We start from the raw sequence: 12,102 nt of genomic DNA, 5'->3' as shown, positions 1-12,102 counted from the left end.
CGCCCGGGTCCGGACGCGCGGCTTATCGGGAGATAATGGGCCCGTCTATTCCACAGATAAATAGATCGGTAATAATGTATTTCATGAAAGAAATCGATCATTTGGCCCTCGACGGCCACGCTCTCGAACTGTTCCTCGCCGTGCTGGAAGAAGGCTCGGTCACGGCGGCCGCCACCCGGCTCGGCCTGACGCAGTCCGCCGTCAGCCATGCCCTGAACAAGCTGCGGCGGATCGCGGGCGATCCGCTGTTCGCCAAATCAGGCCGCGGCATCGTCGCAACCGCGCATGCGCAAGCATTGGCCGCAAAGGCGCGCGCGCTGATCGACGAGATGCGAAGCTTTGCCGGCGGCGTCAGCTTCGAGCCGCCAAACGCGCAGCTTTCGCTGACGATCGCGGCCAATGACTTCCAGCGCGACCTGCTGCTGCCCCGGTTCTTCGATCATGTCGCCGGCCAGGTGAAGAGCCTGAACCTGCGCGTGATCCCCTCGCAGTCGCCCTCGCCCGCCATGCTGCGCGAGAACCGCTGCGATCTTCTGATCACGCCACTGCCGCCGTCCGGCATCGACATCGTGCAGAAGCGCCTGCTGAGGGATCATTACGTCTGTTACTTCGATGCCAAGGCGCGTACCGCGCCGGCCAGCCGCAGCGCCTATCTCGCCGCGCGCCACATCACCGTCGTCTATACTGACAACGAGCGGCTCGACTTCGACCGCCGGCTGGCGGCCAACGGTCTTCACCGCGACATCGCGATCTCGGTGCCGAGCTTTTCCGGCGTGCCGTCCTTTCTGCGCGGCTCGCAAATGCTGGCGAGCATGCCGAGCCTGCTTGCGGACGGGGTCATGCGCGGCTTCGCGCAGACCCGGATTCCACTGGCGTCACGCACGCGAACGCTGGCCGAGCTGCCGATGTTTATGGTCTGGCACCAGCGCTATCAGAAGGATCCGGCTCATCGTTGGGTGAGGAGCCAGCTGGAATTTGTTGCAGCGACAGCCGCGGGCGGCTGAGCCTCCGCCTCTGGGAAGCCTGCCCCTCGCCAAACCCACTGGTTGCGCAAGCTGAGCCGCGCTAAAATCCTCCCATGACAGTCACCGATATTGCGAGCCGGACCTACAATCACAGCTGGCGGCTGGATCCCATCATCCGCAGCCTGCTTGATACCGATTTCTACAAACTATTGATGTTGCAAATGATTCGGGAAACCTACCCGAACCAGCAGGTGACCTTCTCGGTCATCAACCGCTCGCGCCATGTGCGGCTCGCCGAGATCATCGACGAGGGCGAGCTACGCGCCCAGCTCGACCACGCCCGCACCATCCGCTTCACCAAAAAGGAGCTGATCTGGCTGGCGGGTAACACCTTCTACGGCAAGACCCACATGTTCTCGGCGGACTTCATCCGCTGGCTGGCCGAATTCCGCCTGCCCGAATACGAGCTGCGCAAGGTCGAAGGCCAGTACGAGCTGCATTTCCACGGGCCGTGGACCCACACCACGATGTGGGAGATTCCGGCGCTCGCGATCCTCAACGAGTTGCGCTCGCGCGCGGCGATAAAGGGCCGCGGGCGCTTCGAGCTCGACGTGCTCTATGCCCGCGCCAAGGCCAAGCTGTGGACCAAGGTGGAGCGGCTGCGCAAGCTGGAAAGTCTGCGCCTGTCCGACTTCGGCACCCGCCGCCGTCACGGCTTCCTCTGGCAGCGCTGGTGCGTGGAGGCGGTGAAGGAGGGCCTGGGTCCGTCCTTCATCGGCACCTCGAACGTGCTGCTCGCGATGGACAATGATCTCGAAGCCATCGGCACCAATGCGCACGAGCTGCCGATGGTCGCGGCCGCGCTCGCCAGGGACGACGAGGAATTGCGTTGGGCGCCCTACCGCGTCCTCGACCAGTGGCGCCAGACCTATGGCGGCAATCTGCTGATCGCGCTGCCCGACGCCTTCGGCACCAAGGCCTTCCTGCGCGATGCCCCGGAATGGGTCGCGGACTGGACCGGCTTCCGCCCCGACAGCGCGCCGCCGATCCAGGCCGGCGAGGAGATCATCGCCTGGTGGGAGAAGAACGGCCGTAATCCGAGGGACAAGCTGCTCGTCTTTTCGGATGCCATGGATGTCGGCTCGATCGAGGAGACCTATCACCACTTCGCCGGCCGGGTGCGGCTCTCGTTCGGCTGGGGCACCAACCTCACCAACGACTTCGTCGGCTGCACGCCGGATGGCTCGTTCAATCTCGATCCGATCTCGCTGGTCTGCAAGGTGTCGTCGGTGGACGGCCATCCGGCCGTCAAGCTTTCCGACAATCCGGAGAAGGCGACCGGCATGCCCTCGGAGATCGAGCGTTACCTGCGCGTGTTCGGCGACGCCGGCCGCGTCCGCAAGCCGGTGCTGGTCTAGCACGAGCCCCAACTCTATCAATCAAGTGAACCGCGCGGGACGAATGCGAGGCACTGGCTCGTCAATGTTTCGCAGGTTCCGGTTAGCCGGCATTTGCAACGATCTGCGCGCATGCGCTTCACGGCGTCTTCACCCTGCGATGCGGTCCCCCACCTCTTTCAGGCCGAGTTAAGCAACCATCCCCTCTACTTCGCGTTGCAGGCGCGGCGCTCCGTTGGGGTCGTTGCGCGAATTTGGGGAATGCAGGTGTTTCGCAGAACAGCGACGTCGATGAAGGGAAGCAGCTTCCTTCACGTCATCAAGCTCGTCTCGCCGTTCGTGACGGTCGTCGTGCTCCAGGCGACGATCGCGGGATTCAGCCTCGAGGTGATGTCGTCGGTTCGCGCCTATGTCGCGGGCGAAGCGATGTGGTCGCGCTCGCAGAAGAACGCCGTCTATTTCCTCAATCTCTATCTGCATTCGGGCGACGCCAGCCAGTTCACGCAATATCAGGCCTCGCTTGCCGTTCCCATCGGCGACGAGTTCGCGCGCTGGGCGCTCGAGCGCGATCCGGTCGACGTCGAGACAGCCCGCATCGGCTTCCTGCAAGGCGGCAACCATCCCGATGACGTCCCGGGATTGATCTGGCTGTTTCGCTACTTCAATGGCGTCAGCTTCCTTCAGGATGCGATCCGCGAGTGGGCTGCCACCGATCCCATGCTGCTCGAGCTCAGCGTCTTCGGTGAGGTCATACGGTCCGAGCTGGAGAATGGTGCTGTTCAAGACGCAAACCGGCTGCAGTTCCTGTCGTCGCGGCTCTCCGAGCTCAACACCCAATTCACGGTCCATGCCAACCGGTTCTCCACCGTGCTTGGCGAAGGCTCCCGCGCCATCAAGCTGACGCTGACCGGCATCAACATCGTCACCGCCGCGACGCTGATCCTGCTCCTGATCTGGCACACCAGGCGATTGGTGCTGCAGCGGCAAGCCTTCGAAGATGCCCTGGATGCCGAGAAGGAACGCCTGGTGTGGCAGGCATCGCACGACTGGCTGACCGGCCTGTCCAACCGCCGCGCCTTCGAGGCGCGCCTGCAAAGCGAACTGGACGTTGCCGCGGCGGGTTCGCTGGGCCTGATTCTGCTCGACCTCGACCAGTTCAAGAACGTCAACGACAGCTGCGGGCACCTCGCCGGCGACCGCCTGCTCTGCCAGGTCTCGCACCTCCTGCTACAGGACCGGCATCCGCGCGACCTGGTGGCCCGGCTCGGCGGCGACGAATTCGGCCTGATCCTCCCGCAGTGCTCGCCTGCGAACGCGCTCGACATCGCCGAACGGCTGCGGCGATCGCTGGAGCTGTTCAACTTCGCCTGGGACGATCGCTGTTTTGCAGTGACCGCCAGCATCGGCGTCACCTGCATCGCCGACACCAACACCACGCTCGAAGGCACGATGCGGCGCGCGGATGCCGCCTGCTATCGCGCCAAGGAGAAAGGGCGCAACCGCGTCCAGGTCGACGGCGGAAGAGCTGATGTCGTCGTCGTCGCAGCCCGGCCGCGCGAGATCGCGCGCGCCTGACGCTCTCCGCCGTCACCGCGGCGGCACGATCCCGAGACCCACCAGATGCGCGTCGAGGAATTGTTCAACCTGCTGACGCAGCATCTGGGGCGGCACGGCCACCATGCGCTCCTCCAGACCGAGCGAGATGATTCCATGCACGGCTGAAAACAGGGTGCGCGACAACAGCGCGATCTTGACGTCATCGGCATCCGGTAGCAGCCGGACCAGGGGTGGATGCATCAGCGCGAAAGCATCCATCACCATCTGCAGGATGTCGTCGGGATAAGGACGGTCGTCCTCCATCCGGTGTTCGAACAGCGAGCGCAGCAGATTGGCGTGCTCCGCGAAGAACTCGAGATAGGTCTCGGCAAGCCCGTAGAGCTGGCGCACAGGCTCATCGGCCGGAACCCCGCGAAGCCGGGCCGTCAGGGCCTGAACAGTCTCCCGATTGACGGTCAGGATCACCCCGTCGAAGTCGCCGAACTCGTTATAGACGCTGCCGACGGAACAGCCGGCCGCCTCCGCGACATCCCGAACCTTCAACGATCTCAATCCTTTAGACGCAATAATACCCCGCGCGATCTCCAAGATCTGGAGCCGCCTCCGATTTTTTTTCTGATCTCGCAGCGATTCTTCTTGAACATTGTTCATTTTCAAGCTACTCATGTGAACAATGTTCAATTTAACCCGGAGACCTGCAAAATGCAAACCCTCGCTGTTGATATCGCCGCCACCTTCGTCGATGACGCCATCGTTCTCGTGACCGGCCCTGTCCGGGCCCTGCTGCGGTTCGCCATGAGGCCGATCGATCGCATCGCAAATGCCTGCGACATTGCCGGCGTGCTTGCCGAACGCCGCGCGACCTTCCGGACGTGGCGGGCCAGCCGCGACCGCGCACGTCTCGAAGGCCGCAAGCTCAGCGTTCTTGGCCGCTTGTCGCCCTTTCGCCACCTCGCCCATCTCACCTGAAGCGCGCGCAGCCGGCACGTTCCGGTCGATTCGAATGCAAGATCGGGTTGCAAGGAAGGACTTACCATGCCCCGACATCGGCATCCGATTTCGTCACCTTCGGCGATGCGGTTCAACTTTTCCTCATCGCCCCACGCGATACCCCAACAGACGCCACCTTTCCGCCGCCCGAACTGCAGTCGCGACCAGATATTTGCGAACCTACCGAGGCCACTTGGATACCAACAAGATCGGAGGGACCGAGGGGACAGAGCAGGCGCCGACCATCGTCACCCTGCAATCGTCCGATCCCCATCCTTCCGGTCGTGACGTTTCACCCACTCTGCAAGCACTTCAGGCTGCCTTTCCAAAACAGGACTGATCATGATCAGGGAATTGATGTCGTCACGCCGCTTTGCGCCGCTGTTCTGGGCGCAATTCTTCTCGGCGCTCAATGACAACGTGCTCAAGAACGCGCTCGTCATCATTCTGCTTTACAGCGCTGCAACCGGCCACGGCGACGCGCTGGTGACGGTGGCAGGCGCGGTCTTCATCTTCCCCTATTTTATCCTGTCGGGGCTCGGCGGCCAACTCGCCGACAAATACGTCAAATCCGTCGTCGCAAGGCGACTCAAATTCGCCGAGATCTTCGCCGCGGCTTTTGCGGCCGCCGGGTTCTTCCTGCACTCGGTGCCGTTGCTGTTCGCAGCGCTCGCGCTGTTCGGCGTCATCGCCGCGCTGTTCGGGCCCGTGAAATACTCCATGCTTCCGGATCAGCTCGAGCTCGGCGAGCTCGCGACCGGCAACGCGCTGGTGGAAGGCGCGACCTTCATGGCGATCCTGCTCGGCACCGTCGCCGGCGGCCAGTTCGTCGCGGGATCCGCGCATATGGGCTGGGTCGCATCGACCGTGGTCGTGCTGGCCCTGCTGTCCTGGGCGTTCGCTTCCCGCATTCCGCAGACGACACCGTCCGCGCCCGACCTGCCCGTCGATGCCAATCCCTGGACCTCGACGGTGAGCCTTCTCAAGACCCTGCACGCCGACCACCGGCTGTGGGACGGCACCGTGATCGTCTCCTGGTTCTGGCTGGTCGGCGCGATCGTGCTGTCGCTGCTGCCGGCGCTGGTCAAGGATGTCATCGGCGGCACCGAAGGCGTGGTGACGCTGTGCCTTGCGATCTTCGCGATCGGCATCGCCATCGGCTCGCTGTTCGCGGCCAGCCTCAGCCACGTTCGCCCGAACCTCGCGCTGGTGCCGATCGGTGCCATCATCATGGGGTTCGCCGGCCTCGATCTCGCCTGGGCCATCGGCGTCACCGCCAAGGGCCAGGACATCGCCGCGGCCGACTTCGCGACCTCGTTCGCGGGCCTGCGCATGCTGGTCGACTTCGTCGCCTTCGCGTTCGGCGGCGGCCTGTTCGTCGTTCCCTCCTTCGCCGCGGTCCAGGCCTGGTCGGCGCCATCCGAGCGCGCCCGCATCATCGCCGCCGGCAACGTGCTGCAGGCGGCCATCATGGTTGTCGGCTCGCTGTTCGTCGCGCTGCTGCAGGCGGCCGGCCTTCATATCGGCTGGATCTTCTTCGGCCTCGGCGTCGCCAGCTTCGGCGCGGTGTGGTTCGTGCTGACCAAGTGGGGCAAGGAAGGCGTCCGCGACTTCGGCGGATTATTGTTCCGCGCATTGTTCCGGACCGAGGTTCGCGGGCTGGAAAACCTGCCGCCTCCGGGCACGCGGATGCTGATCGCGCCCAACCATGTCAGCCTGATCGACGGCCCGCTGCTGCACGCCGTGCTGCCGATCGACGCGAGCTTCGCAGTCGACACCGGCATCGCCAAAGCCTGGTGGGCGAAGCTTTTCCTGCGCGTCGTCAAGCACTACACCATGGACCCGACCAAGCCGCTGGCCGCGCGCGACCTGATCAAGCTGGTCGCCGCCGGCGAGCCGGTTGTGATCTTCCCGGAGGGACGCATCACCGTCTCGGGCTCGCTGATGAAGGTCTATGACGGCACCGCGATGATCGCGGACAAGGCCGATGCCGTGGTGGTGCCGGTCCGCATCGAGGGCGCGCAGCGCTCGCATCTCAGCTATCTCAACGCCAGCCAGGTCAAGCGCTCGTGGTTTCCGCGCGTGACGGTCACCATCCTTCCGCCGGTCAAGCTTCCTGTCGACGAGGCGCTGAAGGGCAAGGCGCGCCGCAATGCCGCCGGGGCCGCACTTCAGGACGTGATGATCGACGCGCTCGTCAAGAACGCCATGCTCGATCACTCGCTGTTCGAGGCGCTCGGGCACGCCTATCGCGATCGCGACACCGGCAAGGTCATCATCGAGGACGCGCTCGGCACCAAGCTGACCTATCGCAAGCTGATCCTCGGCGCGCGGGTCCTGAGTCGGAAGCTGGAGACCGGCACCACCGTCGGCGAGAATATCGGCGTGCTGCTGCCGAATTCCGCGGGCGTCGCCGTGGTCTTCATGGCGCTGCAGAACATCGGCCGGGTCCCGGCGATGCTCAACTTCTCGGCCGGCCCCGTCAACGTGCTCGCCGCCATGAAGGCTGCGCAGGTCAAGACCGTGCTGACCTCGAAGGCCTTCATCGAGAAGGGCAAGCTCGACAAGCTGATCGCTGCGATCTCCGGAGAAGCCCGGGTCGTCTATCTCGAGGACGTCCGTGCCTCGATCGGCACCGCCGACAAGATCAAGGGCCTGCTCGCCGGCACGACGCCGCGCGTCGTCCGCCAGGCCAGCGATCCGGCCGTGGTCCTGTTCACGTCGGGTTCGGAAGGAACGCCCAAGGGCGTGGTGCTGTCCCACCGCAACATCCTCGCCAACGCGGCGCAGGCTTTGGCGCGGGTCGATGCCAACGCCAATGACAAGGTGTTCAACGTGCTGCCGGTGTTCCACTCGTTCGGGCTCACGGGCGGCATGATGATGCCGATGCTCGCGGGCATTCCGATCTACATGTATCCCTCGCCGCTGCACTACCGGATCGTGCCCGAGCTGATCTACCAGACCGGCGCGACGATCCTGTTCGGCACCGACACGTTCCTCACCGGCTATGCGCGCTCGGCGCATGCCTACGACTTCCGCACCCTGCGCCTCGTGATCGCCGGCGCCGAGGCGGTCAAGGACCGCACGCGGCAGGTCTTCATGGAACGCTACGGCATTCGCATCCTCGAAGGCTATGGCGTCACCGAGACCGCGCCGGTGCTGGCGATGAACACGCCGATGGCTAATCGTCCCGGCACCGTCGGCCGCCTGTCGCCGCTGATGGAAAGCCGCCTCGATGCGGTCCCCGGCATCGAGGAGGGTGGACGGCTCTCGGTACGCGGACCAAACGTGATGCTCGGCTACCTCAGGGCGGAAAATCCCGGCGTGCTCGAAGTGCTCCCGGAGGGCTGGCACGACACCGGCGACATCGTGGCGATCGACCCCGCCGGCTTCATCACCATCAAGGGCCGCGCCAAGCGCTTTGCCAAGATCGCGGGCGAAATGGTGTCACTGTCGGCGGTCGAAGCCATCGCGACCACACTGTGGCCGCAAGCCGCATCGGTCGCGGTGTCGATCCCCGATCCGCGCAAGGGCGAGCGCATCGTGCTGCTGACGACGGAGAAGAACGCCGAGCGCAGCGCAATGCAGGGCCAGGCCAAGACGATCGGCGCCTCCGAGCTGACCGTTCCCGCGGCGATCATGGTGGTCGACAAAGTGCCGCTGCTCGGCACCGGCAAGACCGACTACGTCACGGCAACGACGATGGCCCGCGAGCAGGCGTCAGGGCCCGAGCGCGAGGTGGCGTAAACGAGATGCACGAGGCGCCTCAATCAGGCGACGCGCGATGCCCGGGAGTGGTTCTGCTTCACGGCATCGCGCGGACCTCGGCGTCCCTGACCAGGCTGGAGCGGGCGCTCCGGGCGACGGAATTAACGGGTCACGCCGCGGTCCTTCGCTCCTGCGCATAGCGCACGAGCGCAGCGAAGCGATAGATGCCATGCACGAACTTGCCGTAGGGCATGGTGACGAACAGCGCGAACACCGCGCCGAGATGCAGCGCCAGCAGCGGCCCCATCGCGGCGGTCTCGCGCAAGACCAGAAGCGCCATGCCGGTGAGGCCGGTCAGGAACAGCATGGCGATGAAGCCGACATCCATGCCGTAGCGGTTCTCGTCGAGCAGCGCCGGATCACGTTTCATCTTAGCCAAGAACAGGCCGACCGGACCGATGATCAGACCGATTCCGCCGAGTGTGCCCAGCACCACCGGCAGGTCCCACCACGGATACGGCGCCTCGCGCGCAAGCAGATAGTGATACAGCGTCGCCACCGAGGTCGCGGCAAAGCACAGCAGGAATCCGTAGAAGGTCAGGTGGTGATAGAATTTGCGCCGGTCGGTCGGCTTGTCGTCCTCGTTGTAGCAGCCGACGCCGCCGCCATGGAGATAGCGGAGCTCGCCCGCATCGCGGATGGCCTGGAAGATCGAGCCGCCATCGGCGCGTCCATCGATGGGCGGACCGATGTCGCGCCAGAGGGCGCGCACGCTCATGACCAGCGCGAGGACGGCATAAAGGAAAGCGGCACTGAACAACGCCGCCATCGCGTTGTGCGGCATCAGCTTGTAGAAGGCGCCGGGCCCGGTGTGAACGCCGAACAGCACGCCGCGGTCATTGAGTGCGGCAAAGCCGAGGATGAAGGCGGCCATGCTGAGCGCGGCGACGATGCTGATGACGAGGCCATTGCGGGCGAAGGCGCCGGACAGCGCACCCGGCCAGGCATAGGCGGCATAGGACTCGGAACGCGCGATCGCGAGCGTCTTGGGGACATTGACGTTGAACTCATGTGGCGGCGAGAACTGGCAGTCGACATAGCAGGCGCCGCAGCCATGGCAGAGATTGGCGAGATAGTTGAGGTCGCCGTCCGAGAAGGCGCGGCGCATCTCCATCGCCGGAAATACCGCGCACAGCCCCTCGCAGTAACGGCAGGAATTGCAGACCGTCATCAGACGATCGGCTTCGTCCAAAATCTTAGTTCCGTGCATGTTTCGCCGCTTCCCGTCCTGCGATCCGCCCGAACACGCTGCCGATGGTCATGCCCATGCCGGCGGCATAACCCTTGCCGAGCACGTTGCCGGCCATGATCTCGCCGGCCGCGAACATGTTGGCCGACGGCTTGCCTTCAGCCATCTGCATCCGGGCCTCTTTGTTAACGCGCGTGCCGAGATAGGTGAAGGTGATGCCGGGCCGCACCGGATAAGCGAGATAAGGCGGCGTCTCGATTTTGCGCGCCCAGTGCGTTTTTGGCGGCGTGATGCCCTCGGTGACGCAGTCGTCCAGGATGGTGTGGTCGAAAGTCCCGGGCCGCACCGCCGCGTTGAATTCGGTGAGGGTCTTCTCCAACGCGGCCGGATCGAGCTCGAGCTTGCCGGCAAGTTCCCCGATCGTCTGCCCGGCAATCGGCGGGAACAGCGTCGGCATGAAGCTCGTGACGACGGTGGAATCGAAAATGATGTAGGCGATCTGGTCGGGCTGCGCCGCGACCAGCCGGCCCCAGATCGCGTAGCGCTTCGGCCAGATATCCTCGCCCTCATCATAGAAGCGCTGCGCGTGCTTGTTCACGACGATGCCGAACACGACGGAGTCGTGGCGCGTGATGATCCCGCCGTCGAATTTCGGCGCGCGGGCGTCGATCGCGACCGCATGGCACTGGGTGGGATCGCCGACCTCCTGCACGCCCTTGTCGAGCAGCATCTTCAGGATCGAACCGCGATTATAGGGCGTGCCGCGAATCAAGAAATTATCGGCCGCATCGCCCCAATATTGCTTGAGCCATTCGATGTTGGCCTCGAACCCGCCGGCGGCTGCGACCAGGGAGGTCGCGCGGATCTCGGTCTCGCCCCTGATCGGCCGTTTCAGGCGCGCGGCGAGGAACATGCCGTCCTCGATCACGAGGTCGGTGACCTCGGCATCGTATTCGACATCGACGCCGAGCCGCTCGGCGGTCAGATACAGCGCGTTCAGCATCGCGCGGCCACCGCCGAGAAAGAAGGAATTGGTTCGGCCGAGGCTCAGCGTGCCGCCGAGCGAGGGTTGCCAGCGAACGCCCTGCTCCACGATCCAGTTCAGGATGTCCTTGGATTCGTGGATCATGTGGCGCGCGAGCACCTCGTCGGTCTGACCGCCGGTGACGCGCAGAAGGTCTTCCCAGAACTCCTCCTCGGTATAGGGACCGGTCAGGATTTCGGTCGCAGCGTCGTGGGCGCAGCGCATGTTGCGGGTGTGGCGGGTATTGCCGCCACGATAGAACTTTGGCGCCCCCTCGAGCACCAACACCGAGGCACCGCCGCGCCGCGCCGCGATCGCTGCGCACAGCGCCGCATTGCCGCCGCCGATCACCAGCACGTCGTATTTGCTGCTCATGCCGTCTGCCCGATGCGACGATGTGGAGACATTCTATCCGCCGGCGGCTCCGGTCAACCTCACCGCCATTGCGTACTTTTGTATACAAAGATATACAGGAGCCCTGCAAGCGTCATCTCTGCATGGGCAGGATGCGCCTGGCTTCGAGGAATCATGGCGAGGCGTCCGGCAAAGACACGCGGATCGATCGCGCGCGGCGGCGGCGTCGCGCTCGGCGAAGCCGTGTTCCGCTCGCTCTGCGAGGCGCTTCAGGCCGGCAGCTACCGCGCCGGCGACCGCCTTCGCGAGGAAGAGGTCGCGCAACGGCTGAACGTCAGCCGCACACCGGTCCGCGAAGCGCTGGGCCGGCTCGCGGCACGCGGCTTCGTCGAGCCCGCCGGCGGCCGCGGGGTGATCGTGCGCAACCTCGACATATCGGAGGTGCTCGAGCTCTACGCCATGCGCGAGATCATGGAAGGCGCCGCGGCACGCTTGGCCGCCGAGCACGCCTCGGCGACGGAGATCGATGCGCTCCGCGACATCGAGCAGGCTTTTGTCGAGGCATCGAAGACAGATACGGCCGAGATGGCTCGGCTCAACCGCGCCTTCCACGAAGCCATCTGCCGCGCCGCGCGCAACCGCTATCTCGACAGCGCCTCTCGCGAATTGCAGGACTGGATCGCCTTGCTCGGCCCCACCACCTTCACCGTGACGGGGCGCCCGTCGACCAGCCACCGCGAGCATGAGGCCATCATCGAGGCCATCGCCGCGCGCGACGGCAACAAGGCCGAGCAGCTCGCCCGCGCGCATATTCGCGAAGCGCTGCGCTGCCGTCTGAAGCTGTTGCAGAAGCAGTAG

The 12,102-nt window shown here is 64.8% G+C and carries 9 protein-coding genes; 6 read left to right on the top strand and 3 right to left on the bottom strand.

Annotated features, from left to right (window positions below):
* Window positions 1-74 precede the first annotated feature (74 nt).
* The 3 genes from IVB24_RS11865 (at window position 75) to IVB24_RS11855 (ending at window position 3,937) form a co-directional block, all read left to right on the top strand.
* Complete coding sequence (locus tag IVB24_RS11865; RefSeq protein WP_162308874.1) at window positions 75-1,004, top strand: LysR family transcriptional regulator; 930 nt, start codon at window positions 75-77, stop codon at window positions 1,002-1,004.
* A gap of 74 nt (window positions 1,005-1,078) precedes the next feature.
* On the top strand, window positions 1,079-2,383 hold the full coding sequence (gene pncB / locus IVB24_RS11860) for a nicotinate phosphoribosyltransferase (protein WP_166474118.1): 1,305 nt from the start codon (window positions 1,079-1,081) through the stop codon (window positions 2,381-2,383).
* Window positions 2,384-2,629: 246 nt separating this feature from the next.
* Window positions 2,630-3,937 (top strand): GGDEF domain-containing protein, encoded by a 1,308-nt coding sequence (locus tag IVB24_RS11855; RefSeq protein ID WP_247772953.1) that lies wholly within the window; start codon window positions 2,630-2,632, stop codon window positions 3,935-3,937.
* 12 nt (window positions 3,938-3,949) lie between these two features.
* Here IVB24_RS11855 and IVB24_RS11850 read toward each other — a convergent pair whose 3' ends face one another.
* Entirely contained in the window at window positions 3,950-4,570 is a 621-nt protein-coding gene (locus IVB24_RS11850) for a TetR/AcrR family transcriptional regulator (RefSeq protein WP_162407053.1), read from the bottom strand.
* Between the two features lie 51 nt (window positions 4,571-4,621).
* On the opposite strand from IVB24_RS11850, the gene IVB24_RS11845 reads away from it, so the two are divergent.
* Both IVB24_RS11845 and IVB24_RS11840 read left to right on the top strand, forming a co-directional pair.
* Window positions 4,622-4,888, top strand: coding sequence for a hypothetical protein (locus IVB24_RS11845; protein ID WP_162406253.1), 267 nt, complete (start codon window positions 4,622-4,624; stop codon window positions 4,886-4,888).
* A 363-nt stretch (window positions 4,889-5,251) separates the two neighbouring features.
* Window positions 5,252-8,656 carry an acyl-[ACP]--phospholipid O-acyltransferase gene (locus tag IVB24_RS11840; protein ID WP_247772952.1) on the top strand — a complete coding sequence of 1,135 codons (3,405 nt, stop codon included), beginning with the start codon at window positions 5,252-5,254 and terminating at the stop codon, window positions 8,654-8,656.
* Between the two features lie 130 nt (window positions 8,657-8,786).
* Here the strand turns inward: IVB24_RS11840 and tcuB are convergent, their stop codons facing one another.
* Together tcuB and tcuA are read right to left on the bottom strand one after the other, a co-directional pair.
* A complete protein-coding gene (gene tcuB, locus IVB24_RS11835) occupies window positions 8,787-9,887 on the bottom strand; it encodes a tricarballylate utilization 4Fe-4S protein TcuB (protein ID WP_247772951.1) in 1,101 nt (366 codons plus the stop codon).
* A complete protein-coding gene (gene tcuA / locus IVB24_RS11830; protein ID WP_247772950.1) occupies window positions 9,874-11,265 on the bottom strand; it encodes an FAD-dependent tricarballylate dehydrogenase TcuA in 1,392 nt (463 codons plus the stop codon). Before tcuA ends, tcuB begins: the two co-directional genes overlap by 14 nt.
* A 153-nt stretch (window positions 11,266-11,418) precedes the next feature.
* Here tcuA and IVB24_RS11825 point away from each other — a divergent pair, with 153 nt between their 5' ends.
* Window positions 11,419-12,102: a GntR family transcriptional regulator gene (locus IVB24_RS11825; protein WP_094973755.1), complete on the top strand. Its 684-nt coding sequence runs from the start codon at window positions 11,419-11,421 to the stop codon at window positions 12,100-12,102.

The sequence above is a fragment of the Bradyrhizobium sp. 192 genome (assembly GCF_023100965.1).
In the GTDB taxonomy this organism is placed as follows: domain Bacteria; phylum Pseudomonadota; class Alphaproteobacteria; order Rhizobiales; family Xanthobacteraceae; genus Bradyrhizobium; species Bradyrhizobium symbiodeficiens.
This window is presented reverse-complemented; position numbering and strand designations above follow the sequence as displayed.